We start from the raw sequence: 26,458 nt of genomic DNA on the forward strand, positions 1-26,458 counted from the left end.
TAGTCTGAAAACGCTTCAGTCTTCATCAACCACGTTCAGTGGGTGACCATCCCGCCCGCGTCCGGCTCACCCGGCTTGGCGGGGGTCAGAGGCTCGAGCTCCTCGTTCCATTCCACCGGGGTCAGCGGGCCGGTTAGGGCATGGGCCAGCACCTGGTCGGCGGTGGAGACCGGGATGATCTCCAGCTGGTCCTTCACCGTCTGCGGCACGTCCGCGAGGTCCTTCTCGTTTTCCTGCGGGATCAACACCGTCTTGATGCCGGAGCGCAGGGCCGCGAGCAGTTTCTCCTTCAGGCCGCCGATGGCGGTGACCCGGCCGCGCAGGGTGATCTCGCCGGTCATGGCGATGTCCTTGCGGATCGGGATGCCGGTCAGCACCGAGACCATGGCCGTGACCATCGCCGCGCCGGCCGAGGGGCCGTCCTTCGGAGTGGCCCCGTCCGGCACGTGGACGTGGATGTCGGTCTTCTCGAACACCGGCGGCTTGACGCCGAACTGCAGAGAGCGGGCGCGGACATAGCTGGCCGCGGCCGAGATCGACTCCTTCATCACGTCCTTGAGGTTGCCGGTGACCGTCATGCGGCCCTTGCCCGGCATCTTCACGGCTTCGATGGTCAGGATGTCGCCGCCGAACTCGGTCCAGGCCAGGCCCGTGACGATGCCCACCTGATCCACCTCGTCGGTCTCGCCGTAGCGGTACTTGCGAACGCCGGCGTACTTGGCGAGGCGAGCGTCGTCGATGGTGATCGACTTGACGTTTTCACGCGCCAGGTCGCGCACCGTCTTGCGGGCCAGGCCGCCCAGTTCCCGCTCCAGCGACCGCACGCCGGCTTCCCGGGTGTAGTAGCGGATCAGGTCCTGGATCGCCTGGTCGGGCACGACGAATTCGGCGGCGCTCAGACCGTGGTCCTTCATCAGCTTCGGCAGCACGTGGCGCTTGGCGATCTCCACCTTCTCGGCCTCGGTGTAGCCGGGGATGCGGATGATCTCCATGCGGTCCAGCAGCGGCTGGGGCATGTTCAGGCTGTTGGCCGTGGTCACGAACATCACCTGCGACAGGTCGTAGTCGACCTCCAGGTAGTGGTCGTTGAACGCGCCGTTCTGCGCCGGGTCGAGCACCTCCAGCAGGGCCGAGGCCGGGTCGCCCCGGTAGTCCTGGCCCATCTTGTCGATCTCGTCGAACAGGAAGAACGGATCGACCGCCTTGGCCTTCTTCATCGACTGCACGACCTTGCCGGGCATGGAGCCGATGTAGGTGCGGCGGTGACCGCGGATCTCGGCCTCGTCCCGCACGCCGCCGAGCGACAGGCGCACGAACTCACGGCCGGTCGCCTTGGCGATCGACTTGCCGAGCGAGGTCTTGCCGACGCCGGGCGGGCCGACGAGGCAGAGGATCGGGCCCTTCAGCGAGTTGGTCCGCGATTGCACGGCCAGGTACTCGAGGATGCGCTCCTTCACCTTTTCCAGGCCGTAGTGGTCTTCGTCGAGGATGCGCTCGGCCTCAGCCACGTCGATCTTCTTGGCCTTGGCCTTGCCCCACGGGATCGACAGCAGCCAGTCGAGGTAGTTGCGCACCACCGTGCTCTCGGCCGACATCGGGCTCATGTTGCGCAGCTTCTTCAGTTCGCCCTCGGCCTTGGCCCGGGCTTCCTTGGAAAGCTTGGTCTTCTTGATGCGCTTCTCGAGCTCGATCAGCTCGTCGCGCTGATCGTCCTGCTCGCCCAGCTCGCGCTGGATCGCCTTCATCTGCTCGTTGAGGTAGTACTCGCGCTGGGTCTTCTCCATCTGGCGCTTCACGCGCGAGCGGATCTTCTTCTCGACCTGCAGCACGCTGATCTCGCCCTCCATCAGGGCGAAGACCTTCTCCAGACGCTTCACGACGTCGAAGATCTCGAGCAGTTGCTGCTTGTCGTTGATCTTCACCGACAGGTGCGCGGCGATGCTGTCGGCCAGCTTGCCGGCCTCGGCGATCGCGGGGATCGCGGCCAGGGCTTCCGGCGGCACCTTCTTGTTGAGCTTCACATAGCTCTCGAACTGCTCGACCACGGCGCGGCTCAGCGCCTCGGCCTCGTGGCCCGAGCCGTCGTCCTCGGCGATCGCCGAGATGTCCGCCTCATGGTAGAGGTCGCGGTCGGTGAAGCGCAGCACGGCGGCGCGCCCCTTGCCTTCCACCAGCACCTTCACCGTGCCGTCGGGCAGCTTCAGCAGTTGCAGCACCGTGGCGACCACGCCGACATCGAAGATGTCTTCCGGCGCGGGATCATCGTCGGCGGAATTCTTCTGGGTGACGAGCAGGATCTGCTTGTCGCCCTTCATCACCTCTTCAAGCGCCCGCACGGATTTGTCGCGCCCCACGAAGAGCGGCACCACCATGTGCGGAAACACCACGATGTCCCGTAGCGGCAACACCGGAAGCGTGCGGATATCCGACATTCTAATCACTCCTGGCCGCCAGATAAGGCCGGCCCCTTCGCGAGCCGTGGTCACTACAGACGATGCGCCTGAGTCGGACGGCCCGTCCGCCCGGCATTGGGCGGAACTCGATGTATAATGTGGATTGTTCGCCACGCCGTTCAAGCGACGCCGCCACGATGCGGCATGGGGCCGCGAAAACAGGGTTAAGCTAGAGAGGCTTGGTCGTCGCGGCGTGGCGCTCGGCACGGCTGTTGCCGAAACAAAGCTTGGCCTTGCACGATCCGCCCTCGCCCCACTGTGGCCGGGGCGACACGCCCTGCCCGCCCCTCACCCCTCGGGAGGCGCTTCGTCGGCCTCGCCTTCGGCCGCCGCGATGTTGCGCAGGGCGTCCTCGAAGGCCTCCGGCGGCTGGCCGCCCTGGATCAGATACTTCTGATTGACGATCACCGACGGCACCGCGGTGATGCCGGCGCGCCGCCATTCGCCCTCGGCGGCCCGCACCTCGGCGGCGTAGCGATTGTCGACCACCACCTCGCGCGCCGCCCAGGGATCGAGACCCGCCGCCTCGGCCGCCTCGACCAGGGTATCGACATCGCCCGGATCCTTGCCCTCGGTGAAATAGGCCTCGAACAGGGCGTGCTTCAGCGCCTGCTGACCGCCGCCGGCCAGGCCCGCCCAGTGCAGCAGGCGGTGCGCGTCGAAGGTGTTGTAGATGCGGCTGGCGTCGCTCATCGCCATCGTGAAACCGACCTCGGCCGCACGGGCCTTGATCATCGCCCGGTTCTGCGCCGACTGCTCGGGCGTCGAGCCGTACTTCCTGCCGATGTGCTCGACGATATTCTCGCCGCCGTCCGGCATCTCGGGATTGAGTTCGAAGGGCTGGAAGTGGATTTCCGCCTCGATCTCGCCGTCCAGCCGCCGCAGCGCCTCCTCCAGCCCGCCCAGGCCGATGACGCACCAGGGGCAGGCGATGTCGGAGACGAAGTCGATACGCAGGGTCTTGGCGGTCATGGAAGCCTCGAAGCACTCGGAACGAGCGCTATAGCACTAAGGTGCGCCCGTGGCGGCCTGGCCGCCTTGCTGGAGAGCGGGCGTGTAGTCCGTCGGGGACGCCCCGCGCCGGAGCTTCGCGATATACTCAAGCTCGCCCTTGGCACCCGCATGGTCGGGCTCCAGCACCAAGGCTTCCTTATAGGCGGCTTCCGCCTCGTCCAGCCGGTTGAGCTCGATCAGCACGAAGCCCCGGGTTCGGGTGATCAGGGCCTTGCCGTGGAAATCCAATCCATCGTGATTGGCCGCGATGGCGCTGTCGACGGCGACCAAGGCGTCGTCGAACCGCTTGATGGCGGCCAGCGCCTGCCCCTTCTCGCTGGCGAGCAGAAAGTTGTCGGGCTGCAGCGCCAAGCCCTTGTCCAGCCAGCCGATGGCGCCCCGGAAATCACGATCCTCCACCGCGAATGAGCCCAGCATCATCGCGGCGAGGCCATAGGTGTTGTCCACCACGATGGCCCGCTTCTTCGGTCCGCCCTTGTCCTGCGCCGCGACCTCCCCCATCAGGGCTCCGAGGGCCTGAGCCCCGCCTCCTCCTCCGTCTTGACGCAGCACGATGGTGTCGCCGACGACTTCGCGACGCGGATAGCTCGCGGGCGCGTGGGCCATGACCGTCTCGAGCTTCGGCCGGTTCTCCTGACGAGCGGCGAAGCCGCCTTCCAGGGCCGCCCGCACGACCTTCTGGTCGGCCTGCTCCTGCGGCGACGCCTTGTACGCCTGTGCATGCGCGACGCCGCCGGGGCCGGACACCATCGCCGCGACGGCCAGGGCCGCCAGCCTCCTACGCCACATGATCCCCCCCATTCAGCCCGTCAGGATTGTCGCAGGCGCTTCGGCCGTTGTCATGCGCGGCGGCGTGAAAACAGCTGCGCCGCCCTGCCGTCCGATCCAGCGGACGATCGATGGGCGGCGCAGTGTTCCGGGGAGGAACCTCGGACCGGCGGCGGACCGCCGCCCATGGACATCTAGAACGCGGCCTTCAGCGTGACGCCGTAGGTGCGCGGGTCGCCGGGCTGGCCGGCGATCAGGCCGGTGTTGCTCGGGCCGACGGCCAGCAGCTCCATGTAATCCTGGTCGAAGGCGTTACGCACCCAGCCGAACAGGTTCAGCCCGTCAAGCGTGCGGAAGCCGAAGCGGAAGTTCGAGAGGGTGTAACCGTCCACCCAGGTGTAGGCCGAGGGCGACGGGTTCGACGAGAAGTCCGAGCGATAGTTGCCGTCATAGCCGATGTAGACCTCCCCTTCCCGCGACAGGAAGGTCGTCGGCAGGTTGGCCTCGGCGCCGAACGACGCCGCCCACTTCGAGACGCCGGGCAGGCGCTGGCCGGAGATGTCGCAGTTGGCCGGGCTCAGGCCGCCGGGCGTGCCCGGGGCGCTCGCAACTTGACCGGCGCCCACGGTCGTGCCGCCCGAGAGCTCCGGCGGGCACGGCGCGTCGACGAACTTCAGGTATTTGGCGTCGGTGTAGGCGCCGTTGACATAGGCGCTGAAGCGCGAGTTCGGACGCACGGAGAAATCGAACTCGAAGCCCTGGGTGCGCACCTTGCCGGCGTTGGCGAGGTAGCCGCGCAGGACGCCGAGCTGCCCGTTGGTCACGGTCGCCTGATAGTCCTTGATGTCGGTGCGGAAGGCCGAGAGGTTCAGCGTCGCGCGGCGCTCCCAGAACTGGGTCTTCAGGCCGGCTTCGAAGTGGTTCACGTCCTCCGGCTTGATCGTGCCGGCGGAGGCGAGCGGATTGCCCGCCGCGTCGGTCGGCAGGCCGTTCTGGTTGATGCCGCCCGATTTGAAGCTCTTGGCGTAGGTCGCGTAGGCGTGGACGTCGGGGTTGATGTCGTAGCTGGCGGTGAAGTCGCCGCTGATGTTGGTGTCGTTGAAGCTCGGGGCGCTGAGCTGCGGGGTGAACACCGCCAGTTGCGCCGCCCGCACCGCGCCGGCGGCGCCGAGCAGGACCGGATCGCCCGCGCCGTCGAAGACCAGGCGTTGATAGTAGCCCGACTTCTCGTCGTAGTTCAGCCGCAGGCCGGGCTGCAGGGTAAGACGGTCGGTCGCCTTCCAGCTCAGCTGGCCGAAGATGGCGTAGCTGGTCGCCTCCAGCCATTGCGTGTTCTTGGCCACCAGGCCGTTCAGCACGCTCGGGTCGTTGGACAGGACGTTGCTGGGCGTGATGTTCCACTTGCTGGACGCCGGGCCCTGTTCCTCGGTCCCCTGGGTGTCGACGCGCTGCTTGAAGGCGAAGGCGCCGACCACATAGTCATAACGCTCGCCCTCGTAGTTGTAGCGCAGCTCGGCGGAGTACTGGTCCTGCTGCGAGGGGTTCTGCGACTTCGAGACGATCGACAGGCCCAGGAAGTCCCGGTCGTTCTCCGGCTGCCAGTCCCAGAAGCGCCAGGCGGTGACGCCGGTCAGGGTTCCCCCGCCGACATTCCACACCGCGCGGGCCGAAACGCCGCCGATCTTGTTGCCGGCGTTCAGGTTGGCGTCGACGTCGGTGACCCGGTCGTAGGGATTGGTGCTGGCCACCGTGTAGCCCTGCGCGGCAGCCAGGGCGGCGTACTGGCGATTCAACGGGCGCTGCGTGGCCCCGGTGCGCACGTAGATCTGGGCGCAGCATTCGGCGTCCTGCGCGCTGTAGTCGGCGGCCAGCGTCACCGCGAGGTCGTCGCTCGGCTTGTAGAGCAGCTGGGCGCGGATGCCGAGGTTGTCCTGGCCGTTCACATGCTGACGGCTCGTGACGTTGTAGATCGCGCCCTGGCGGCTGGTGGACGATAGCGCGATGCGCGCGGCGATGGTCTCCGTCAGCGGACCGGAGACGGCGGCCTTCAACTGCTTGAACTGATAGTCGCCCACCGAGACCTCGGCCTTGCCCTCGAAATCGAAGGTCGGCTGGTTGGTGGTGATGTTCACCGCGCCGGCGGTGGTGTTCTTGCCGTAGAGCGTGCCCTGCGGCCCGCGCAGCACCTCGATCTGCGCCACGTCGAGGAAGTCGAACGTCGCCGTCGCCACCCGCGAGTGATAGACGTCGTCGATGTAGAACCCGACGCCCTGCTCGAAGCCGTCGCTGGTCAGGCCGAACGGCACGCCGAGGCCGCGGATGTTCACCGCCGTGTTGCGCGGGTTCGACGAATAGAACTGGATGGTCGGCGCCAGCTGCTGCAGGCGGCCGACGTTGAAGGCGCCCGTGGCGTCGATCTTTTCCCCCCCCACGACCGTGATGGCCACCGGCACTTCCTGAGCGCTTTCCTCACGGCGGCGCGAGGTCACGATCAACGTGTCGACCGTGCCGGGCTGGTCGTCGGCGGCGGCTTCGACGGCGGCGTCGGCCGCGGCGGCGACTTCCGCGCCGAACGCGACGCCGGCCGCGGAAGACAGAAGAACGCCGAGAAGCGCGGCGCGCGCGGCGGTGCGGCGTTGGTTGGCCGAAAGTCGGAAGGTCACTGCTAGCCCCGTTGTTCTGCGAGTGCGCTCGTTGGCGCGTCATCAGGGATAGCTATAATTCCTATCGGCTAAATCTAGTTTGATTGCCGACATCCGCAGATTTTCTGCAGCCTTGGCAATTCGTCCATGTTCGTCAGAGGCTTGCGGAGATCGACGGCAAGAAAAAGGCCGGCTGGGCGAACCCAGCCGGCCTGATTTCAGAGCTGCGAGACGGCTTAGGCGGAGGCCTTACCGTCGCCGGCCGACTTGGCTTTCTCGGCGTAGATCAGCAGCGGCTGCGCCCGGCCCTCGATGACCTCGGCGTTGACCACCACTTCCTCGACGCCGTCGAAGGTCGGCAGTTCGAACATGGTCTCCAGCAGGATGCCTTCCATGATCGAGCGCAGGCCCCGCGCGCCGGTCTTACGGGCGATGGCCTTGCGGGCGATGGCGCCCAGGGCGTCGTCCGTGAAGGTCAGGCCGACGTTCTCCATGTCGAACAGGCGGGCGTATTGCTTCACCAGCGCGTTCTTCGGCTCGGTGAGGATCTTCACCAGCGCCGTCTCGTCCAGGTCTTCCAGGGTGGCGATCACCGGCAGACGGCCGATGAATTCCGGGATCAGGCCGAACTTCAGCATATCCTCGGGCTCGACCAGCCGCAGCAGTTCACCCGTCCGGCGCTCCTCGGGATCGGCCACCTTGGCGCCGAAGCCGATCGAGGTGCCCTGCCCGCGCATGGAGATGATCTTCTCCAGGCCCGCGAAGGCGCCGCCGACGATGAACAGGATGTTGGTGGTGTCGACCTGCAGGAACTCCTGCTGCGGATGCTTGCGCCCGCCCTGCGGCGGCACGGAGGCGACGGTGCCTTCCATGATCTTCAGCAACGCCTGCTGCACGCCTTCGCCCGACACGTCGCGGGTGATCGACGGATTGTCGGACTTGCGGCTGATCTTGTCGATTTCGTCGATGTAGACGATGCCGCGCTGAGCCCGCTCGACGTTGTAGTCGGCGGCCTGCAGCAGCTTCAGCACGATGTTCTCGACATCCTCGCCGACGTAACCGGCTTCGGTCAGCGTCGTGGCGTCGGCCATGGTGAAGGGCACGTCGATGATGCGCGCCAGGGTCTGGGCCAGCAGGGTCTTACCCGAGCCGGTCGGACCGACGAGCATGATGTTGGACTTGGCCAGCTCGACGTCGTTGTTCTTCTGAGCGTGGTTCAGGCGCTTGTAGTGGTTGTGCACCGCCACCGCGAGGACCTTCTTGGCGTGGTCCTGGCCGATCACGTAGTCGTCGAGGACTTCGCGAATCTCCTTGGGGGTCGGCACGCCGTCCTTGGACGTCTTGAAGGAGATCTTGTGCTCCTCCCGGATGATGTCCATGCACAGCTCGACGCATTCATCGCAGATGAACACGGTGGGCCCGGCGATCAGCTTGCGCACCTCATGCTGGCTCTTTCCGCAGAAGGAGCAGTAGAGGGTGCTCTTGGTGTCGCCACTGGCGGCCTTGGTCATATCGCCTCTCACGCTGCGCAGCGGCCCGGCTTTCGCCCTGCTGCTGCTTGACCCGACGGACGCTCCTGCGACCGGTTTTGCAGGATACCTAGCGGGTCTTGTCTAATCCTTGACATTCCCCGATCCGCCCCGGGACCACAAGCTTTGCCTGTGCTTTTTACGGCGGATCGCGACAGGACGCCTCACCGGCGGGCGCCAAGTCATCGTTGGCTTCTTAGATAAGTCCGTGACGAAGCGGGACAAGACGCCGCGTCTTTGAGGCGAAACGGCGCAGGTTTCCCACACGTTCCTCAACGTGAGGCCGAGACGGCGGCGCGCGGTTCTGGCAAGGAGCGACGGATGACGAAGGGCGAATCTTCCGCCTGGATGGACGAGATGACGAGACGACCCCACAGCCGGCGCACGGGATTCTCCGGCCCGGCCTCCGTGACGCCCGAGCCGCTGCCCGAGGACACCATCGTCGCCTTCGATTTCGACGGCACCCTGACCACCCACGACAGCTTCACCGCCTTCCTGAAATGGCGCGCCGGCCCGGTCCGCTACGCCCTGGGCCTCGCGCGCCTCGCCCCCGCGGTCACGGCCTACCTCGTGCATCACAACCGGGGGACGCTGAAGGCCGCCGCCGCCCGCGAGTTCCTGCGCGGCGCGACCCGAGCGGAGCTTGAGGAAGACGCCCGCCGCTTCGCCAAGGAACAGGCCCCCGCCCTGCTGCGGCCAGACGCCGTGGCCACCTGGAGGCACTGGCGCGCCCAAGGCGCCAAGCTGGTGATCGTCACCGCCTCGCCCGACTTCCTGGTCGCCCCCTTCGCGCGTGGCCTTGGGGCCGACACCCTGCTGGGCTCGGCCCTGGCCTTCGACGACGCCGGCCGCGCCACCGGCGCCCTCTTCGGCCCCAACTGCCGGGGCAAGGAGAAGGTGCTGCGCCTGCAGAGCGAATTCGGCCCCAACGTGCGCCTGGCCGCCGCCTACGGCGACACTTCCGGCGACCGCGACATGCTGAAGATCGCCGACGAGAAGGGCTATCGGGTGTTCAGGGCCAAGCCGGCCTGAGGGGATTGGCGGCGTCTCCGGCGCAGGAATCTCGAAGACCGCCTCCCTCGGCCTTGTGCCGAGGGGCCCTGTCAACGGCGACGCTGCGCCTCTCGAACGGCCTTAGCAGCGGCGGACACAGGGGTCCTCGGCACAAGGCCGAGGAAGGCGGATTGTAAGCTTCAGCTACTTGAGCGCCCCCTCGAAGAACGTACCGATCAGGCTCGCCGCCCGCGCATGGGTCGCCTCGCGCTGGGCGTCCGGTTCCTTGCAGAGGTCGGCGTAGCGGGCGCGGCCGGCGGCGGTGCAGACCTGCAGGAAATCGTTGTGGGCCACGCCGGGCAGCAGCTGTAGCTGCGCGCCCTCCACGCTCTGGGCGATCCGCGCGGCGTTATCGTCGGGCTTCACCGTGACGTCGGCGTCACCCGCGACCACCAGCATGGGCAGGCTCGGGATTTCCGCCGTCAGATCGAAGGCGGGCAGGACGGCGGGCGCGATCAGGGCGAAGGCGGCGATGCGACCATCGCCGCCCGGTCCCATCTGGCGGATACGGTCCATCATATCGCTGTAGGAGGCGTCGGGACCGGCGCTCGTGGCGAGCGCCGAAAGATCAAGCCGAACGCCCGCCAGTTGCAGGGCGGTGGCCCCGCCGAGCGAGTAGCCGACAAGGCCGATGCGCTTGCGATCGATCCGTTGGCTCAGGACAGGGTCGGCCAGGGCGCCGCTGATCGCCGCCGAGATATCGTTGGGGCGCAGATACCAATCTCTCGCGCCTGAGTCCGTCGCCCGCTCGCCGCCGCTGGCGCCGGGATGGTCGACGGCGATGACGACGTAACCCCGCTTCGCCAGTTCCGATCCCAGCCACCCGTACTGCAGCGCCGTGCCGCCCGAGCCGTGCGACAGGACGATCAGCGGATGCTTGCCGCCTTTCGCCCAGGCCGCTTCGGGCGCGGCGAGGCCGCCGCTGAAAGTCTCGGCGCCGGGCGGGCCGATGGTGATGGGCTTTTCCACGACGCCGGCGGCGGCCGGATACCAGACCACCGCCCGCACCTGGGCGCGGCCCAGGTAATCGCGCGACGCCGCGCTGGCGTCGGGGAAGACGCGCCAGGTCTGGCCAGCCTTTCCCGTCGCAGGGGGACCGGCCTCAGCCGCGGATGAGAAAATCAGGGCCGCGGTGAGCGCGGCCCCGAGCGCAATCCTAGGCGCTGGCTTCCGAGGCTTCGCGGGTCTCGTACACATGGTCGACGATGCCCCAGGCCTTGGCTTCCTCGGCGGTCATGAAGTGGTCGCGGTCCAGCGTGCGCTCAACCTCTTCATAGGTGCGGCCGGTATGCTTGACGTAGATCTCGTTCAGGCGGCGCTTGGTCTTGATGATGTCCTGGGCGTGGCGCTCGATGTCCGAGGCCTGGCCGCGGAAGCCGCCCGAGGGCTGGTGCACCATGATGCTGGCGTTCGGCAGGGCGATGCGCTGGCCGGCGGCGCCGGCGGTGAGGATCAGCGAACCGGCCGAGGCGGCCATGCCCATGCACACCGTCGAGACCGGGCTCTTGATGTATTGCATGGTGTCGTAGATCGCGAGCGCCGAGGTCACCTGGCCGCCCGGCGAGTTGATGTACATGGCGATCTCCTTCTTGGGGTTCTCGGACTCCAGGAAGAGAAGCTGGGCGCAGATCAGGCTGGCCATGCCGTCCTCGAACGGGCCGGTCAGGAAGATGATCCGCTCCTTCAGCAGCCGCGAGAAGATGTCGTAGGCGCGCTCGCCGCGGCTGGTCTGCTCCACCACCATCGGCACAAGGCTCATGGCGGTGTTCATGGCGGTCATCGGATCAAGCATGAAATTGGCTTTCGTTTAGTCGCTGCACGGCAGGCGCGAATCGTCGACGCCGTCCCCTTCGCCCTCGGATATCGGGCGTGGGTTAAGAGGATGCAAGTGAGGTGAGCGGCCTACACAACGAAGCGCAACCCACAAACGCTCGTCATGCTGAGTAGCGACCGGCGGTCGCGTGTCGAAGCACGCAAGGCGGCGTCGCAGTGCGTCCTTCGACACGGCCGCTGCGCGGCCTACTCAGGATGACGAAAGCCTCTGAAACAAAAAGGGCGGCGCATCGCTGCGCCGCCCCCTTCATTCGCCTCGAAGGCGTCAGGCTCAGTAGCCTTCCGGCACTTCGTCGTCGGCCAGGAGCTCGTCCTTGGTGACGGTTTTGTCCTCGATCTTGGCCTGGTTGAAGATCAGGTCGACGACCTTGTCCTCATACAGCGGCGCGCGCAGCGAGGCCTGCAGGTCCGGGCGCTGGCGATACATGTCGAACACCTGCTGGGCCTGGGCGCCGTACTGCATCACCTCGCGGCGGATGGCGTCGGTCAGTTCCTGGTCGGTGACCTGCACGTCGTTCTTGCGGCCGATCTCGGCCAGCACGAGGCCCAGGCGCACGCGGCGCTCGGCGATCTTGCGATACTCGCCCTGCAGCTGCTCATCGCTCTTGCCGGCGTCTTCTTCCGGCAGGCCGCCGCGGGCCTTGTCCTGCTCGACCTGCTGCCAGATGCCGGCGAACTCGGCGTCCACCATCTTGGGCGGCAGGGCGAAGTCGTGCTTCTCGTCGAGGATGTCCAGCAGGGCGCGCTTCAGCTTGAAGCGCGACGAGGCGGCGTAGCGCTGCTCGATGTTCGAGCGCAGGGCGTCCTTCAGGCCGGCCAGGTCCGACAGGCCCAGGCGCTGGGCCAGCTCGTCGTTGGCCTCGGCGTCCTGCGGCGCGCGGACTTCCTTGACGTTGACGGTGAACTCGGCGGCCTTACCGGCCAGGTGCGCGGCCTGATACTCGTCGGGGAAGTTCACCTTCACCACGACCTCGTCGCCCGGCTTAGCGCCGACCAGCTGCTCTTCGAAGCCGGGGATGAACTGGCCCGAGCCGAGGGTCAGCTCGGCGTCTTCCGCCGCACCGCCTTCGAAGGCTTCGCCGTCAATGCGGCCCAGGAAGTCGATCAGCAGCTGATCGCCGTCCTTGGCCTTCTGGCTCTTGCCGGTGCGCGGGGCGAAGGTGCGGGCCTGCTTGGCCAGCTCGGCGACGGCCTCGTCGACTTCTTCCTCACCCGGGGTGAACACCGGGCGGCTCAGCGACAGGGTCTTCGGATCGACCGGCTCGAAGTCCGGCATCACCTCGACCGAAAGGTCGTACGACAGGTCGACGCCGCCGTTCAGCACCTTCTCGATGTCCGAGGTCGGGTTCAGCTCGGGCTGGCCGGCCGGGCGCAGGTTGTTGTCGGCGAGGACCTTCTGGCTCGACTCGTCGATGGTTTCCTGCAGCACTTCGCTCATCAGCGCCTTGCCGTGAACGCGGCGCACGTGGGCCGGCGGCACCTTGCCCGGGCGGAATCCCTTGACCTGCATCTTGGGGGCCAGCTCGGCGATGCGGATTTCCAGCTTTTCGGCCAGGTCGTCCGCGGGCACGGTCACGCCGTAAACGCGGCTCAGGCCTTCGCCAGACTTTTCAACGATCTGCAGGGACATTTATCATCCTCGGACCGGGCCTTCGTCGGGCCGCGCCATCCGCCTTCGCCATAGGGTCTTGAGCCCGCCGCAGCAGGCCCGGAAAAAACGAGGCGCCCTTATGTCACGGCGCCCGCCCGGCGCCAAACCGAAAGACGGCCGGCGCGATTTGGTGCGGATGAGAGGACTCGAACCTCCACGCCTCTCGGCGCTGGAACCTAAATCCAGTGCGTCTACCAGTTCCGCCACATCCGCGTGCCCGTGCCGTAAGGGCTTTCGGTGGCCGGGGTCAAGGCGGCCGTCTTCCGGATGGCCGCCGACGCGGCTGGGCCGATGGCTTCGTCTACCAGGTCTGCATGTCTCGGGCGCAGGCGTCGCACATGCCGAAGCTCACGACCGGCGCCCCGCCGCAAAGGCAGCGCCCTCGTTTGAGCCGTAGCTGCAGCAGCAACCGCCGCCACCACGACACGCGCGAACGGATTTGAACATCCGTTTTCATTGAACGCCCTCCCCAGAGCTGGGGCGACGCTATCGCAACCTATGCGTGACGGAAAGATGAAGCTTTCGACTTCCGCTTGTCTGCGTCGAGCCGCCGCATGGAAGCCGGCTTTCCCGCGCCGGGGCCTCGGATCAGACCGGCGGCCTCAGAGCTTGCGAACGAACTCCGCGCGCAGCACCAGTCCCTTGATGCCGTCGAAGCGGCAATCGATCTCCTGGTCGTCGCCCGTCAGTCTGATCGACCGGATCACCGTGCCGCGCTTCAAGGTCTGGCCGGCGCCCTTCACGGTAAGGTCCTTGATCAAGGTCACCCGGTCGCCGTCGGCAAGCAGGTTGCCGGCGGAGTCCCGCACCTCGACGGCGCTGGCCGCCATGGCGGCCTGGGCCGAGGCGGCCGCTTCGGCGGGGCTGATCCACTCGCCCGTGGCTTCGTCGTAGATGTAGTCGTCGCTGTCGCTCATGCAGAGGCTCTACGGCGCGGGAGCCGCCATGGCTAGGGGCGTAGCGGCGCCTCGGGCTGGCAGCCCAAGGCCAACTCGCTGTGCGTCGGCCTCACATCGCCGATCAGGCACCCCGCGACGATCAGGGCCCAGAGCAGCGTCACGGCGAGCAGGTCGTTGGGCTGGATGGGTCTCGACATGGTCGCAGAGGCCACGATTGGCGCCGGCTCCACAATCGAATAGGACGCAGGGCCTGTGAGGTGAGATCACATGCCACGCCGCGCCCTGCCGCCCCTCGCCGCCCTGCGCGCCTTCGAGGCCTTCGCGCGGCACGGCTCCATGACCCTGGCGGCCGAGGAGCTGCTGGTCACCCACGGCGCGGTCAGCCGCCAGGTGCGCGGTCTGGAGGACTGCCTCGGGGTCGCCCTGGTCGCCGGGCCGCGCCACGCCCTTCACCTCACCGAGGCCGGCCGCCAACTCGCATCGGGCCTGTCGACGGCCTTCGACCTGATCGCCGGCGCCCTGCCCGGCGCCGGACCGGCCGAGGAACTGGTCATCTCGTGCTTCGGCACCCTGGCGATGAAGTGGCTTATCCCCCGCCTGCCGGGCTTTCTGGAGCGCCATCCCGGCCGCCGGGTGCGGATCGTCGAGGATCACGGCCCCGTCGACTTCAGCCGGGGGATCGACGCGGCCATCCGCATCGACACGGGCGAGCGCACGCCTTACCGCGTCGTGCCATTCATGGATCACGCTCACGGCCCGGTGCTGTCGCCCGCCCTGCTGGCGGAGATCGGCGACGATCCCAGGCGGGCGCTCGCCCTGCCCCGCCTCTATAGCGAGACCTTCCCCCAGGCCTTCAGCGAATGGGCCGCCCGCGCGGGCGTCGATCTGCCGCCCGCCTCGCTGGAGCGCGGCTTCGAGCATAACACCTACATGATCGAGGCCGCCGCCGCGGGGCTGGGCGTCGCCGCCGCGCCCTGGGCCTTCGTCTGTCACGATATCGAGCGCGGCCGCCTCGTCGCGCCCCTCGGGTTCGAGCCCGTGCCGGCGCGATACGTCTATCTACGCCCCCGCCTGGGCGACAATCCGATAGCCGAGGCCTTCGGCGCCTGGCTGCGGCAGGAGGGCGCGGCCAGCCCCGCCCCGCCGCCGCCTCAGGCCGTCTTCGCCGCCACCGCCGCGCGGTAAGCCTCGGTCAGCTCGGCGAAGACCGAGCGCTCGGGCTTGGGCGCGCCCATGTGGATGTGACGCAGCTCGGCCATGAAGGCCTCCCACAGCGGCGGGCCGCCCTCCTCCAGCAGCTGGGCGCGGATCGCCAGCTCGGGCGCGGCCACGGTGTGCCGTCGCCCCCAGGCGCCCATGTGCGCCAGCAGCGGCACGAGCCGGATCGAAGGCTCGGTCAGGCTGTAGATCACGCCCTGGCGATGCGACGGGTCCCGCGCGCGGCTCAGAAGGCCGCCGGCGACCAGCCGCTTCAGGCGATCGGCCAGAATGTTGGAGGCGATGCCTTCCTCGGACTGGGTCAGCAGTTCGCGATAGCGCCGGCGATTGCCGAACATCAGGTCGCGGATGACCAGCAGGCTCCAGCGGTCGCCCAGCATTTCCAGCGTCAGATTGATCGGACAGCCGGAACGGAACTCGCTCTCCAACGCCATGCTCTTCCCAAACGCCGCTTTCGCCGGGCGCGGCCTTGCCGCCAGCCGACACCCGAGTTATTCCACAACTGCTTGCGCTGTGCAATCAGATGGAGACGTTCGGATGGCCCTGGAACTCTTCGCCCACCCTTTCTCGTCCTACTGTCAGAAGGCGTTGATCGCGTTCTATGAGAACGAGATCCCGTTCGAGTACCGGGTGCTCGGGCCCGATCCGGAGATCGGCGAGCGGTTCGCCAAGCTCTGGCCGATCAAGCGCTTTCCGATCCTGGTCGACGAAGGGCGCACCATCCTCGAGGCCAGCATCATCATCGAGCACCTCGCCGTGCATCACCCGGGGCCGGTGAAGCTGATCCCCGAGGACGCCGACGAGGCGATCGAAGCCCGCATGATGGACCGGTTTTTCGACAACTACGTAAACAGCCCGCAGCAGCGGATCGTGTTCAATTCTCTGCGCCCCGAGGCCGACCGCGACCCATACGGCAACGCGGAAGCCCGCAAGATGCTGGAGACCTCATACGCCTGGCTCGACGAGGTGATGGCCTATCGCAAGTGGGCGTCGGGCGGCTCCTTCAGCCTGGCCGACTGCGCAGCGGCCCCGGCCCTGTTCTACGCCGACTGGACCCACGCGATCCCCGAGGAATTCGCCAACGTCCACGCCTACCGCCGCCGCCTGCTGGCCCGCCCCTCCTTCGACCGCTGCGTCGAGGAAGGCCGCCCCTTCCGGTCGTATTTCCCGCTCGGCGCGCCGGATCGGGATTAGGCCGCGTGTCGCGAGGATTTCACGCTCGGTCATCATGCAGCCGCCTCAGCACCGCCGGCGCCAAGTCCGGCAGGTCCTCCGCGATCAGGCCCGGCCCAAAGCCGGCGGCCGCTTCGGCATGGATCCAGGCCGCCGCGCAGGCGGCCTCGAAGCTCGGCATCCCCTGGGCGATCAGCCCGGCGATAAAGCCGGCCAGCACGTCGCCTGAGCCGGCCGTCGCCAGCCAGGGCGAGCCGTTCAACGATACGGCCGCGCGGCCGTCCGGCGCGGCGACCACCGTGTCCGGCCCTTTCAGCAGCACCGTCACCTCGGCCGCCCTGGCGGCCTGACGCGCGGCGGTGATCCGCTCGGGCGCGCTCGCCAGCAGGCCGGGGAAGACGCGTTCGAACTCGCCCTCGTGCGGCGTCAGCACATCGTCGCGATCGAGCGCGGCGAACAGGGTCTCGGGCTCGGCCTGGAAACTGGTGAAGACGTCGGCGTCGACCACCAGGGCCGCGCCGGTCCGCGCCAGGGCCAGCAGGCGATTGCGGGTCGCCTCCCCCACCCCGGCGGCGGGACCGATGACCGCGGCGTCGGCGCGTTCGGCCGCGGCGCTCAGGGCCGCGTCGTCCCCGATCGGCCGCAACATCACCGCCTCCAGATGGGCGGCGTTGACCGCCAGGGCGTCCGGCGGCGACAGCAGGGTGACGACCCCCGCCCCGATGCGCAGTCCCGCGCGCGCCGAAAGCCGCGCCGCCCCCGTGGTCCACGGCCCGCCGCTGACCACCACGAGGCGACCGCGCCGATGCTTGTGGGCGTCGGTCTTGGGCCAGGGCATGGCGTGGCCCCACAGCGCCGGTCGGTTGCACCAGAGCTGGACCTCGCCCTCCGAGGGCGGCAAGCCGATGTCGGCGACCACCACCTCGCCGCAGGCCGCTCGGCCCCGCGCCAGCACATGGGCCAATTTGCGACTGTGGAAGGTGACCGTCAGGGCGGCGCTCATCGCCAAGCCGCCGCGCACCGGCGCCCCGGTGTCGGCCGACAGCCCGCTCGGCGTGTCGACCGCGACGATCCGCGAGCCCTGCCCGGCCATCGCCACGGCCAGTTCGGCGGCCGCGCCCTCCAGCGGACGGGAAAGCCCGGTTCCGAAGAGGGCGTCGATATAGAGCGAGGCCGGCGTCAGCCCGGGGTTCAGCGGATGGACCTCGCCGCGCCAGCGCCCCGCCGCCCAGCGCGCCTCGGGCGTCGAGGGCGGCGCCAGGGCCTCGACCCGAACCGGCCAGCCGCGCCGCCTCAGATGCCGTGCGATCACATAGCCGTCGCCGCCGTTGTTGCCCGGCCCGCACCAGACCACGCACGGCCGGCGCGACCAGCGCGCCCGCACCGCCTCGGCGGCGGCCGCGCCCGCCCGCTCCATCAACTCCGTCGCCGCCGTTCCAGCCGCGATCGCCCGCTGCTCGGCGGCGATCGTTTCGGCGGCGGTGAGGATGGCGAGCGGCATGTGGGATTTGTCGCAAACCCGCCGCGCGCCGTCACGTCCTTGCGCCGCCGCAAAAGTCAGCAGCTCGCCGCCCGAAGCCGTCGGGGCCGAATCCGGCCCTTCGCCGAAATCCCGCCGTTTTCGTGATTCCGTCGCCGGAACTGACGCCGGCCATGCGCGAGGCCGCGCTGGGCCGTCGATTTGCCCACCGCGTCGGGGGCAAATCGGCCACTTTGTCGATTTGCGCGCTTTTTGGGCGACGAGTGCTCAATTTTAAGGCGCCAGCCACGAAAGCGAGGCATTGGCAGACCCCGATCCGTTGTGCGACTTGTCCCGCCGCGCGGGGGCGTGCTCCTTCCCCCGCGACCGCGCCGCGACAGGCTCGTCGCGCGGTTGTTCGAACGCCTCCCGAGGATCTGATCCAGGCATGAAAAAGATCGAAGCGGTCATCAAGCCGTTCAAGCTCGACGAGGTGAAGGAAGCCCTGCAGGAACTGGGCGTTCAGGGCATGACAGTGCTGGAGGCCAAGGGCTACGGCCGTCAGAAGGGGCAGACGGAACTCTACCGCGGCGCCGAGTACGTCGTGGACTTCCTGCCCAAGATCAAAATCGAAGTGGTGGTGGCCGACGATCAGCTCGCCGGCGCCATCGAAGCCATCAGCCAGGCCGCCCGCACGGGCCGCATCGGCGACGGCAAGGTTTTCGTGTCGGAGATCACCGAGGTGATCCGCATCCGCACGGGGGAAAGCGGCGCGTCGGCCATCTAGGCCAGCGCGTTCAACGACTTAAGGCGATAAGGGGATAAATCCAATGGCCACCGCTAAAGACATCCAGGCTCTGATCAAGGAAAAGGACGTCAAGTACGTCGACGTCCGCTTCACCGACGTGCGCGGCAAGCTGCAGCACGTGACCTTCGACATCGACCTGGTCGACGACGAGTTCCTGACCGACGGCACCATGTTCGACGGCTCGTCGATCGCCGGCTGGAAGGCCATCAACGAAAGCGACATGAAGCTGCGTCCGGACCTGGACAGCGCCTACATCGACCCCTTCTACCAACAGACCACGCTGTGCCTGCACTGCGATATCGTGAACCCGGACTCGGGCACGCCCTACAACCGCGACCCGCGCTCGATGGCCAAGGCGGCCCTCAACTTCGTCAAGTCGACGGGCATCGGCGACACCGTCTACTTCGGCCCGGAAGCCGAGTTCTTCATCTTCGACGACGTGAAGTGGTCCACCCAGCCGCACAACACCGGCTATTCGTACGACTCCACCGAACTGCCGATCAACGGCGCCAAGGACTATCCTGAAGGCAACATGGGCCACCGTCCGGGTCCGAAGGGCGGCTACTTCCCGGTCAACCCGGTCGACAGCGCTCAGGACCTGCGCGGTGAAATGCTCGCCGTCATGGGCGAACTCGGCATGAAGCCGGAAAAGCACCACCACGAGGTGGCGCCGGCCCAGCACGAACTCGGCCTGAAGTTCGACACCATGATCGTCATGGCCGACCGCCTGCAGATGTATAAGTACGTCATCCACAACGTGGCGGCGGCCTACGGCAAGACGGCCACCTTCATGGCCAAGCCGATGTTCGCCGACAACGGCTCGGGCATGCACGTGCACCAGTCGATCTGGGGCGACGGCAAGCCGCTGTTCGCCGGCGACAAGTACGCCGGCCTGTCGGACATGTGCCTGTGGTACATCGGCGGCATCATCAAGCACGCCAAGGCCATCAACGCCTTCTCGAACTCGACCACCAACAGCTACAAGCGCCTCGTGCCAGGCTACGAAGCCCCGGTGAAGCTGGCCTATTCGGCCCGCAACCGCTCGGCCTCGATCCGCATCCCGCACGTCGACAGCCCGAAGGCCAAGCGTCTGGAAGCCCGCTTCCCCGACCCCATGGGCAACCCCTACCTGACCTTCACCGCCCTGCTGATGGCCGGCATCGACGGCATCATCAACAAGATCGATCCGGGCGGTCCGGCCGACAAGAACCTCTACGACCTGCCCCCGCGCGAGCAGAAGAAGGTGCCGGAAGTCTGCGGTTCGCTGCGCGAAGCCCTCGAAGCCCTCGACAAGGACCGCGCCTTCCTCAAGGCCGGCGGCGTCATGGATGACGACTTCATCGACAGCTACATCGAGCTGAAGATGGAAGAGGTGATGCGCCTGCAACTGCACCCGCACCCGGTCGAATTCGACATGTACTACAAGTGCTAAGCCGCAAAGCTTAGGACGAAGGAACGAGGCCGCCGGAGCGATCCGGCGGCCTTTTTCCTTGGCGGCGGCCGGCGGTGCGTTTCCTCTGTCGCCCGCGCAAGCTCATGCTACATATCCGGCGATAGTCGGAGACGCATTGCATGTTTCGAATTCTCGGCGGGGTCGGTCTGGCCGCAACGGCCGTTCTGGCGCACGCCGCCACCCCTGCGGCCCCGCCGCCGCCGACCCGCGCGGTTCCGGCCGCCGATGTGATCCAGGGCGTCAGCGTCGCCGACCCGTACCGCTGGCTGGAGGACGCCGAGGATCCGGCGGTGAAGGCCTGGAGCGACGCGCAGAACGCCCGCACCCGCGCCTATCTCGACGCCATCCCCGGCCGAGCCGCCGTGCAGGCCCGCATCAGCGCCTTGATGAAGGCCGCCGCGCCTTCGACCTACGGTCTGCGCGCCAGCCGCTCGCGCCTGTTCGCCCTCTACAACGACCCGGCCTTCCAGCAGGCGCAGTTGATCGCCATGGGCCTCGACGCCGATCCCGCCGGCCGCCAGGTGGTGGTCAATCCCAATGCGCTGAACACCCAGGGCCTGCTGGCCATCGACTGGTTCGAGCCCTCGCCCGACGGCTCGAAGGTCGCCGTCTCGATGTCGCTGGGCGGCAGCGAGGACGGCAGCCTGCACGTGTTCGACGTCGCCACCGGCCGCGAGATCGAGCCGGTGATCCCTCGCGTGCAATACCCCACCGGCGGCGGCTCCCTGGCGTGGACCAAGGCCGGCGACGGCTTCTGGTACACCCGCTACCCCGACGAGACCGCGCCCGAGGCCGACCGACACTTCTTCCAGCGGGCCTACTTCCACAAGCTCGGAAGCGACTGGAAGGCCGACCCGCTGGTGCTGGCCGCCACGGACGGCTTGCCGCGCACCGCCGAAATCTTCCTCGACAACCGCAACGCAACCGACGCCGCCCTCGCCTCGGTGCAGCTGGGCGACGGCGGCGAGTGGCGGCACTGGCTGCTGACGCCGGGCGCCCCGGCGCGGAAGGTGGGCGAGTACGCCGACAAGGTGGTCACCGCCGCCCTCGGGGCCGACGGGGCGATCTACGGCGTCAGCCACCTGAACGCGCCCAACGGCAAGATCGTGAAGCTGGCCGCGCCTTACACGGGCGGCCTCGCCAAGGCCCGGACCATCGTGTCCGAGGGCAAGACGGCCATCGTCGTCGACGGCTACCAACGCTCGCTCAGCGTCACCGGCCAGCGGCTGTTCGCGGTCGCCATCGACGGCGGCCCGAGCAGCCTGAAGAGCTGGCGTCTCGACGGCTCGGACGCCCGCACCCTGCCAACCCCGGCCATCGCCTCGGTCGACGCCATGGAAGCCCTGCCGAACGGCGACCTGATCTATGAGGTCGGCGAATACCTGCGGCCCTATCACCACCTCCGCTGGAGCGCGGCGACCGGCCAGGCGGCCGAGACCAAGCTCGCCGACACCTCGCCCATCGACTATTCCGACGTCGAGGTCGTGCGCGAGTTCGCGACCTCGAAGGACGGCACGAAGGTGCCGGTCAACATCATCCGCAAGAAGGGGGTGAAGCTCGACGGCTCCAATCCCGCCCTGCTCTATGGCTACGGCGGCTACGGCATCAATATGACGCCGTCGTTCCTGCCCGGCGCCCGCCGCCTGTGGCTCGACGCCGGCGGCGTCTTCGCCGTCGCCAACCTGCGCGGCGGGGCCGAATACGGCGACGCCTGGCATCGGGGCGGCGCCCTCACCAACAAGCAGAACGTGTTCGACGATTTCTACGCCGCCGGTCGCCACCTGATCGGCGCCGGCTACACCTCGTCGTCCAGGCTGGCCCTGCAGGGCGGCTCGAACGGCGGCCTGCTGATGGGCGCGACGCTTACCCAGCACCCGGACCTCGCCAGGGCCGTGGTCGCTCAGGTCGGCATCTACGACATGATCCGCTCGGAGCTCGATCCCAACGGGGCCTTCAACATCAGCGAGTTCGGCTCGGTTAAGGACCCGGCGCAGTTCAAGGCGCTGTACGCCTATTCGCCCTATCACCGCGTAACGGCCGGCGCGCCCTACCCGGCCGTGCTGCTGATGACCGGGGCCAACGACGGCCGGGTGAACCCGCTGCAGAGCCGCAAGTTCGCCGCCGCCCTGCAGGCCGCCGGCAGCGGCGGCCCGATCCTGCTGCGCACCAGCGACACCTCCGGCCACGGCCACGGCAGCTCGCAGGACGACCGTATTCTCGAGGCGACGGACTATCTGACCTTCCTGATGGATCAGCTGGGGGCCAAGCTGCCGGAGTAGCAGGCAGTTCGCCGCCGACACCGGCGGGAGGGGCTCGGGCGCTGGCCGCCCTGAACAGCCAAAGGCAAGTTCGGACCTCAACAGGGATGGGCGTGCGATGCGTTTGATTCAGGCCGCGATGGCGACGGTGCTGCTGGCCTGGGCGGCCCCCGCGGCGGCGCAGGAAAACTCTCGTCTCAAGGCCATCGCCGATCAGATCTCGATTACTCGGGACGACTGGGGCATCGCCCACGTCAAGGGCAAGACCGACGCCCAGGCGGTGTTCGGCATGGTCTACGCCCAGGCGGAAGACGACTTCAATCGCGTGGAGATCAACTACGCCGCCAACCTCGGCTGGCTGGCGCAGGCCGAGGGCGAAAGCGCCGTCTGGTCGGACCTGCGGCAGCGCCTGTGGATCGACGAGGCCGAGCTGAAGGCGCTCTACGCCAGGAGCCCGCCGCGCCTGAAGGCGTTGATGGACGCCTGGGCCGACGGTTTGAACTGGTACCTGGCGACGCATCCGGCGGTAAAGCCCAAGGCGATCAAGCGCTTCGAGCCCTGGATGGCCCTGTCGTTCACCGAGGGCAGCATCGGCGGCGACATCAGCCGCGTCAGCCTCGCCGACCTGCAAGCCTTCTATGGCGGGTCGAAGGTCGCCGCCCTCGATCCCTACAACCCGGCGGCCGACGACGCCCTGGCCTTCCGCGAGCCGCAGGGCTCCAACGGCGCCGCCCTGGCGCCGAAGGTGACGCGCGACGGCCACGCCATGCTGCTGATCAATCCGCACACCTCGTTTTTCTTCCGCTCCGAACTGCAGATGCAGAGCGACGAGGGGCTGAACGCCTATGGCGCGGTGACCTGGGGGCAGTTCTTCATCTACCAGGGCTTCAACGCCCATTCCGGCTGGATGCACACCACCTCGACGGCCGACACCACCGACGAGTTCGCCGAGACCATCGTGCGCAGGGGCGAGAGGCTGTTCTACCGCTACGGCGGCGAGGAGCGGCCAGTCCGCACCCAGACGATCACGATCCCCTACCGCACCGCCGACGGCGGCCTGGCCAGCCGCAGCTTCACGGTGTTTCACACCCACCATGGACCCATCATCCGCGCCGAAGGGGACAAGTGGATCGCCTTCGCCATCATGAACAAGCCCATCGAGGCGCTGCAGCAGTCGTTCGACCGCACCAAGACCCACGACCTGGCGAGCTTCCTCAAGGTTTCGGAGCTGGCCGCCAACTCCTCGAACGACACCCTCTACGCCAACGACAAGGGCGAGATCGCCCTGCTCATGCCGCAGTTCATGCCGACCCGCGACGATCGCTTCGACTACGCCAAGCCCGTCGACGGCTCGGACCCGGCCACCGACTGGAAGGGTAACGACGCCCTGGCCAGGACGCCGAGCATCCTCCGCCCCGGCGCCGGCTGGGTCTACAACTCCAACGACGGCCCCTGGTGGGCCACCGGCGCGACCAGCCCCAGGCGCGACGCCTTCCCGCGCTATGCCGACAGCCTGGGCCGGAACGCCCGCACCCCGCACGCCCTGGAGGTGTTCGACGGCAAGACCGGCTTCACCCTGCAGGGCCTGATCGACGCGGCCTACGACAGCCACCTGCCCGCCTTCAGCCGCACCCTGCCCGGCCTGTTCGACGCCTATGACGCCCTGCCCGCCGCCGACCCGATGCGCGCCCGGCTGGCCGAGCCCGTCGCCGCCCTTCGCGGCTGGAACGCCCGCTGGTCCGCCGACTCGGTCCCGACCTCCGTGGCCGTCTTCTGGGGCGAGGCCTTGTTCGGCAAGATCGCGCCCGCCGCCAAGGCCGCGGGCCTCTCCAACCTTGACTACATGGCCGACCGCGCCACCGCCGCCGAGCGCCTCACCGCCCTCGACGAGGCCGTCGCCCGCCTGACCCAGGACTTCGGATCCTGGAAGACGCCCTGGGGCGAGATTAACCGCTACCAGCGCAATGACGGCGAGATCGTCCAGACCTTCGACGACGCCAAGCCCAGCACCCCCGTGCCCTTCACCTCGGCCCAGTGGGGCTCGCTCGCCTCGTTCGGCGCCCGGCGCTACGACGGAACCAAGCGCTACTATGGGACCAGCGGAAACAGCTTCGTGGCCGCCGTCGAGTTCGGCCCGAGGGTTTCGGCGCGGGCGGTCAGCGCCGGCGGCGAAAGCGGAGATCCGGCCTCGAAACACTTCGCCGACCAGGCCGAACGCTACGCTTCGGGCGACCTTCGGACCGTCTACTTCCATCCTGACCAGTTGACCGGACATATCGAACGCACCTATCGCCCAGGGGAATGATCGCTCGTCCCTACGACCTGGCCATCTTCGACTTCGACGGCGTGCTCGCCGACAGCGAGCCGTGGGTGATCAGCGTCTTCAATTCGGTCGCCGATAAATTCCACTTCAAGCGGGTCGATCACGCTGAGATCGAGATGCTCCGCAGCAAGGGCAGCCGCGAGATCATGGCCTATCTGGGCGTGCCGCTGTGGCGGCTGCCGGCCATCGGCGCGCACATGCGCTCGCTCAGTTCCCAGGCCGCCGGCCAGATCCCGATGTTCGAAGGCGTCGACAGCTTGTTCGAACGCCTCACCGCCGCCGGCATTCCCGTCGCCATTGTCAGCTCCAACGGCGAGGACACCGTGCGCCAGGTGCTCGGTCCGGCCAACGCGGCGCGGGTCTGGCGCTTCGACTGCGGGGCGGCCGTGTTCGGCAAGGCGGCCAAGTTCAAGGCCGCGGCCAAGGCGGCGGGCGTGCCGCTCACGCGCGTCGCCTGCATCGGCGACGAGACGCGTGACGTCGAGGCCGCCCGCAAGGCCGGCTCCAACGCCATCGCCGTCACCTGGGGCTACGCCACCCGCGACGCCCTCAACCAGGCCGGCGCCGCCCTCGTGGTGGACAGTTTCGACGATCTGGGCGTCCGGTTGACCTCGGCCTGAGACCGCCTCTTCCAAGGCGACGCCTGGCCTGCTACCAGCGCTCCATGACTTCGATGATCGCCATCGTAATCGCCGCTCCCCGTCAGGCCATGGCCTGGCGGATGGCTGCGTTTGCGGAGGCTTCGGGGATCTAGGCTCTGGCGACAGAGACCTGAACTTTCGAAAACCCCTCCCGCCGCGGAGGGGTTTTTCGTTTCCCCTCGCGGCGGGTCCAACCGGACCGGACCATGACCCCCGCCCTGCTCGGCGCCTTTGCGCTCTTCGCCTTCGCCTCCTCGATCACCCCGGGGCCGAACAACGCCATGCTGCTCGCCTCGGGCGCCAACTTCGGCGTGCGTCGCAGCGCGCCGCATATCCTGGGCGTGTGGGCGGGGTTCCTCACGTTGCTGGCCCTATGCGGCCTCGGCCTCGGCAGCCTGTTCGTGGCCTATCCCGTGCTGCACGTGGTCCTCACCGTCGTCGGCACGATCTACCTGCTCTACTTGGCGGCGCGGATCGCGCTTTCGGACAGCATCTCGAACAAGACCTCGGGCGCCCGGCCGATGCGCTTCATCGAAGCCTTCGCCTTCCAGGCCGCCAACCCCAAGGGCTGGGTCATGGCCATCGGCGCCGTCACCGCCTACGTGCCGACCGAGGGCTATTTCCTGAACCTGGCGATCGTGGTCGCCGTGTTCGGCGTCATCCAGACGCCGTGCATCCTCACCTGGACGGTGTTCGGCCGCATCCTTCGCCGCTTCCTCGACAACCCGCGCACGCTGCGGGCCTTCAACATCGTCATGGGCCTGCTGCTGGCCCTGTCGCTGATTCCGACGGTGCTGGAGCTGGCGGGGCTCCTAACGACCTCATCCTGAGGCGAGGATTGCAGTCGGCCTCGATTACGCCGCGCATGCCCCTTCCGACGCCACGCTCACCCCCGCGGCCCCGGCGGTGCAGGCGTTGCCGTAGGTCTTGCCGTCGCAGCCGCACACCGGGCGGAACTCGCGGGTGCAGGCCCGCGGCATGCGGCGGCAGGTTCCGGCCGCGTCGGCCACCGTGCGGCACTGGCCCGGCTGCATCTGGCAGGAGAGGCCCTCGCCGCAGCGGATGCCCGCGAAGCCGGCGCACATCTGCCCTTCCTCCGCGACGGGGCGGGACATGGGCGGCCCTTGGGGCGGCGGTCCCGCTTGCCCCGAGGTCGGCGGCGGCGAGGCCGCACCACAGGATGCGACGATGAAGGCGAAGGCGACGGCGGCGACGATGCGGCGGATCATGGCGTCCTCCCGGGCTGCACCCAGCATAACGCATCGGCCGGCCGATCGGCCGCG

The 26,458-nt window shown here is 68.1% G+C and carries 22 protein-coding genes and 1 tRNA gene; 9 read left to right on the forward strand and 14 right to left on the reverse strand.

From position 1 onward, the window contains the following. Positions 1 to 35: 35 nt before the first annotated feature. The 5 genes from lon to clpX form a co-directional block, all read right to left on the reverse strand. Complete coding sequence (lon, locus tag ACFLIT_RS02870; RefSeq protein WP_479909660.1) at positions 36 to 2,432, reverse strand: endopeptidase La; 2,397 nt, start codon at positions 2,430 to 2,432, stop codon at positions 36 to 38. Between the two features lie 309 nt (positions 2,433 to 2,741). Next, on the reverse strand, positions 2,742 to 3,425 hold the full coding sequence (locus ACFLIT_RS02875; protein ID WP_479909661.1) for a DsbA family oxidoreductase: 684 nt from the start codon (positions 3,423 to 3,425) through the stop codon (positions 2,742 to 2,744). A gap of 36 nt (positions 3,426 to 3,461) precedes the next feature. After that, a complete protein-coding gene (locus tag ACFLIT_RS02880; RefSeq protein WP_479909662.1) occupies positions 3,462 to 4,256 on the reverse strand; it encodes a tetratricopeptide repeat protein in 795 nt (264 codons plus the stop codon). A 173-nt stretch (positions 4,257 to 4,429) separates the two neighbouring features. After that, positions 4,430 to 6,898 carry a TonB-dependent receptor gene (locus ACFLIT_RS02885; RefSeq protein WP_479909663.1) on the reverse strand — a complete coding sequence of 823 codons (2,469 nt, stop codon included), beginning with the start codon at positions 6,896 to 6,898 and terminating at the stop codon, positions 4,430 to 4,432. Positions 6,899 to 7,113: 215 nt separating this feature from the next. After that, the gene (clpX, locus tag ACFLIT_RS02890) at positions 7,114 to 8,388 is read right to left on the reverse strand and encodes an ATP-dependent Clp protease ATP-binding subunit ClpX (protein WP_479909664.1); all 1,275 of its coding nucleotides are present in this window, start codon (positions 8,386 to 8,388) and stop codon (positions 7,114 to 7,116) included. A 339-nt stretch (positions 8,389 to 8,727) separates the two neighbouring features. On the opposite strand from clpX, the gene ACFLIT_RS02895 reads away from it, so the two are divergent. Continuing rightward, positions 8,728 to 9,438 carry an HAD-IB family hydrolase gene (locus ACFLIT_RS02895; protein WP_479909665.1) on the forward strand — a complete coding sequence of 237 codons (711 nt, stop codon included), beginning with the start codon at positions 8,728 to 8,730 and terminating at the stop codon, positions 9,436 to 9,438. 165 nt (positions 9,439 to 9,603) lie between these two features. Here the strand turns inward: ACFLIT_RS02895 and ACFLIT_RS02900 are convergent, their stop codons facing one another. The 6 genes from ACFLIT_RS02900 to ACFLIT_RS02925 form a co-directional block, all read right to left on the reverse strand. Continuing rightward, a complete protein-coding gene (locus ACFLIT_RS02900) occupies positions 9,604 to 10,458 on the reverse strand; it encodes an alpha/beta hydrolase family protein (RefSeq protein ID WP_479909666.1) in 855 nt (284 codons plus the stop codon). 157 nt (positions 10,459 to 10,615) lie between these two features. Beyond that, complete coding sequence (locus ACFLIT_RS02905; RefSeq protein WP_479909667.1) at positions 10,616 to 11,251, reverse strand: ATP-dependent Clp protease proteolytic subunit; 636 nt, start codon at positions 11,249 to 11,251, stop codon at positions 10,616 to 10,618. Positions 11,252 to 11,563: 312 nt separating this feature from the next. Further along, complete coding sequence (gene tig, locus ACFLIT_RS02910; protein ID WP_479909816.1) at positions 11,564 to 12,916, reverse strand: trigger factor; 1,353 nt, start codon at positions 12,914 to 12,916, stop codon at positions 11,564 to 11,566. 155 nt (positions 12,917 to 13,071) lie between these two features. Then, positions 13,072 to 13,156, reverse strand: a tRNA-Leu gene (locus ACFLIT_RS02915). Between the two features lie 389 nt (positions 13,157 to 13,545). Next, positions 13,546 to 13,773, reverse strand: coding sequence for an alkylphosphonate utilization protein (locus ACFLIT_RS02920; RefSeq protein ID WP_479909817.1), 228 nt, complete (start codon positions 13,771 to 13,773; stop codon positions 13,546 to 13,548). A gap of 119 nt (positions 13,774 to 13,892) precedes the next feature. Continuing rightward, on the reverse strand, positions 13,893 to 14,039 hold the full coding sequence (locus tag ACFLIT_RS02925) for a hypothetical protein (protein WP_479909668.1): 147 nt from the start codon (positions 14,037 to 14,039) through the stop codon (positions 13,893 to 13,895). Between the two features lie 70 nt (positions 14,040 to 14,109). Here ACFLIT_RS02925 and ACFLIT_RS02930 point away from each other — a divergent pair, with 70 nt between their 5' ends. Beyond that, positions 14,110 to 15,027, forward strand: coding sequence for a LysR substrate-binding domain-containing protein (locus tag ACFLIT_RS02930; RefSeq protein ID WP_479909669.1), 918 nt, complete (start codon positions 14,110 to 14,112; stop codon positions 15,025 to 15,027). Here ACFLIT_RS02930 and ACFLIT_RS02935 read toward each other — a convergent pair. Continuing rightward, positions 14,994 to 15,494: a winged helix-turn-helix transcriptional regulator gene (locus ACFLIT_RS02935; protein WP_479909670.1), complete on the reverse strand. Its 501-nt coding sequence runs from the start codon at positions 15,492 to 15,494 to the stop codon at positions 14,994 to 14,996. The genes ACFLIT_RS02930 and ACFLIT_RS02935 overlap by 34 nt on opposite strands. 103 nt (positions 15,495 to 15,597) lie before the next feature. On the opposite strand from ACFLIT_RS02935, the gene ACFLIT_RS02940 reads away from it, so the two are divergent. Further along, positions 15,598 to 16,254 carry a glutathione S-transferase family protein gene (locus ACFLIT_RS02940; protein WP_479909671.1) on the forward strand — a complete coding sequence of 219 codons (657 nt, stop codon included), beginning with the start codon at positions 15,598 to 15,600 and terminating at the stop codon, positions 16,252 to 16,254. Between the two features lie 19 nt (positions 16,255 to 16,273). On the opposite strand, the gene ACFLIT_RS02945 is transcribed toward ACFLIT_RS02940, so the two are convergent. Next, positions 16,274 to 17,734, reverse strand: coding sequence for an NAD(P)H-hydrate dehydratase (locus ACFLIT_RS02945; RefSeq protein ID WP_479909672.1), 1,461 nt, complete (start codon positions 17,732 to 17,734; stop codon positions 16,274 to 16,276). Positions 17,735 to 18,140: 406 nt separating this feature from the next. Between ACFLIT_RS02945 and ACFLIT_RS02950 the strand changes: the two genes are divergently transcribed. The 6 genes from ACFLIT_RS02950 (at position 18,141) to ACFLIT_RS02975 (ending at position 26,005) form a co-directional block, all read left to right on the forward strand. Next, the gene (locus tag ACFLIT_RS02950) at positions 18,141 to 18,479 is read left to right on the forward strand and encodes a P-II family nitrogen regulator (RefSeq protein WP_479909673.1); all 339 of its coding nucleotides are present in this window, start codon (positions 18,141 to 18,143) and stop codon (positions 18,477 to 18,479) included. Between the two features lie 43 nt (positions 18,480 to 18,522). After that, positions 18,523 to 19,932, forward strand: coding sequence for a type I glutamate--ammonia ligase (gene glnA, locus ACFLIT_RS02955; RefSeq protein ID WP_479909674.1), 1,410 nt, complete (start codon positions 18,523 to 18,525; stop codon positions 19,930 to 19,932). A 140-nt stretch (positions 19,933 to 20,072) separates the two neighbouring features. Further along, the gene (locus ACFLIT_RS02960; protein ID WP_479909675.1) at positions 20,073 to 22,232 is read left to right on the forward strand and encodes a prolyl oligopeptidase family serine peptidase; all 2,160 of its coding nucleotides are present in this window, start codon (positions 20,073 to 20,075) and stop codon (positions 22,230 to 22,232) included. 97 nt (positions 22,233 to 22,329) lie between these two features. After that, a complete protein-coding gene (locus ACFLIT_RS02965) occupies positions 22,330 to 24,516 on the forward strand; it encodes a penicillin acylase family protein (RefSeq protein ID WP_479909676.1) in 2,187 nt (728 codons plus the stop codon). Beyond that, positions 24,513 to 25,154: an HAD hydrolase-like protein gene (locus ACFLIT_RS02970; protein ID WP_479909677.1), complete on the forward strand. Its 642-nt coding sequence runs from the start codon at positions 24,513 to 24,515 to the stop codon at positions 25,152 to 25,154. Before ACFLIT_RS02965 ends, ACFLIT_RS02970 begins: the two co-directional genes overlap by 4 nt. A 227-nt stretch (positions 25,155 to 25,381) precedes the next feature. Continuing rightward, complete coding sequence (locus ACFLIT_RS02975) at positions 25,382 to 26,005, forward strand: LysE family translocator (protein ID WP_479909678.1); 624 nt, start codon at positions 25,382 to 25,384, stop codon at positions 26,003 to 26,005. A gap of 24 nt (positions 26,006 to 26,029) precedes the next feature. Here ACFLIT_RS02975 and ACFLIT_RS02980 read toward each other — a convergent pair whose 3' ends face one another. Then, positions 26,030 to 26,404 (reverse strand): Kazal-type serine protease inhibitor family protein, encoded by a 375-nt coding sequence (locus ACFLIT_RS02980; protein WP_479909679.1) that lies wholly within the window; start codon positions 26,402 to 26,404, stop codon positions 26,030 to 26,032. Positions 26,405 to 26,458: the final 54 nt, after the last annotated feature.

The organism is Caulobacter sp. HJHS_5, from assembly GCF_056683955.1.

Bases quoted from the DNA above. Each gene is read 5' to 3' on its own strand.
- ACFLIT_RS02965 (WP_479909676.1), top strand. From the start codon at position 22,330: ATGCGTTTGATTCAGGCCGCGATGGCGACGGTGCTGCTGGCCTGGGCG.
- ACFLIT_RS02905 (WP_479909667.1), bottom strand. From the start codon at position 11,251: ATGCTTGATCCGATGACCGCCATGAACACCGCCATGAGCCTTGTGCCG.
- ACFLIT_RS02880 (WP_479909662.1), bottom strand. From the start codon at position 4,256: ATGTGGCGTAGGAGGCTGGCGGCCCTGGCCGTCGCGGCGATGGTGTCC.
- ACFLIT_RS02980 (WP_479909679.1), bottom strand. From the start codon at position 26,404: ATGATCCGCCGCATCGTCGCCGCCGTCGCCTTCGCCTTCATCGTCGCA.
- clpX (WP_479909664.1), bottom strand. From the start codon at position 8,388: ATGACCAAGGCCGCCAGTGGCGACACCAAGAGCACCCTCTACTGCTCC.
- ACFLIT_RS02895 (WP_479909665.1), top strand. From the start codon at position 8,728: ATGACGAAGGGCGAATCTTCCGCCTGGATGGACGAGATGACGAGACGA.
- ACFLIT_RS02940 (WP_479909671.1), top strand. From the start codon at position 15,598: ATGGCCCTGGAACTCTTCGCCCACCCTTTCTCGTCCTACTGTCAGAAG.
- ACFLIT_RS02975 (WP_479909678.1), top strand. From the start codon at position 25,382: ATGACCCCCGCCCTGCTCGGCGCCTTTGCGCTCTTCGCCTTCGCCTCC.
- ACFLIT_RS02945 (WP_479909672.1), bottom strand. From the start codon at position 17,734: ATGCCGCTCGCCATCCTCACCGCCGCCGAAACGATCGCCGCCGAGCAG.
- ACFLIT_RS02950 (WP_479909673.1), top strand. From the start codon at position 18,141: ATGAAAAAGATCGAAGCGGTCATCAAGCCGTTCAAGCTCGACGAGGTG.
- lon (WP_479909660.1), bottom strand. From the start codon at position 2,432: ATGTCGGATATCCGCACGCTTCCGGTGTTGCCGCTACGGGACATCGTG.
- ACFLIT_RS02925 (WP_479909668.1), bottom strand. From the start codon at position 14,039: ATGTCGAGACCCATCCAGCCCAACGACCTGCTCGCCGTGACGCTGCTC.
- ACFLIT_RS02875 (WP_479909661.1), bottom strand. From the start codon at position 3,425: ATGACCGCCAAGACCCTGCGTATCGACTTCGTCTCCGACATCGCCTGC.
- ACFLIT_RS02920 (WP_479909817.1), bottom strand. From the start codon at position 13,773: ATGGCGGCCAGCGCCGTCGAGGTGCGGGACTCCGCCGGCAACCTGCTT.
- ACFLIT_RS02970 (WP_479909677.1), top strand. From the start codon at position 24,513: ATGATCGCTCGTCCCTACGACCTGGCCATCTTCGACTTCGACGGCGTG.
- glnA (WP_479909674.1), top strand. From the start codon at position 18,523: ATGGCCACCGCTAAAGACATCCAGGCTCTGATCAAGGAAAAGGACGTC.
- ACFLIT_RS02935 (WP_479909670.1), bottom strand. From the start codon at position 15,494: ATGGCGTTGGAGAGCGAGTTCCGTTCCGGCTGTCCGATCAATCTGACG.
- ACFLIT_RS02930 (WP_479909669.1), top strand. From the start codon at position 14,110: ATGCCACGCCGCGCCCTGCCGCCCCTCGCCGCCCTGCGCGCCTTCGAG.
- ACFLIT_RS02960 (WP_479909675.1), top strand. From the start codon at position 20,073: ATGTTTCGAATTCTCGGCGGGGTCGGTCTGGCCGCAACGGCCGTTCTG.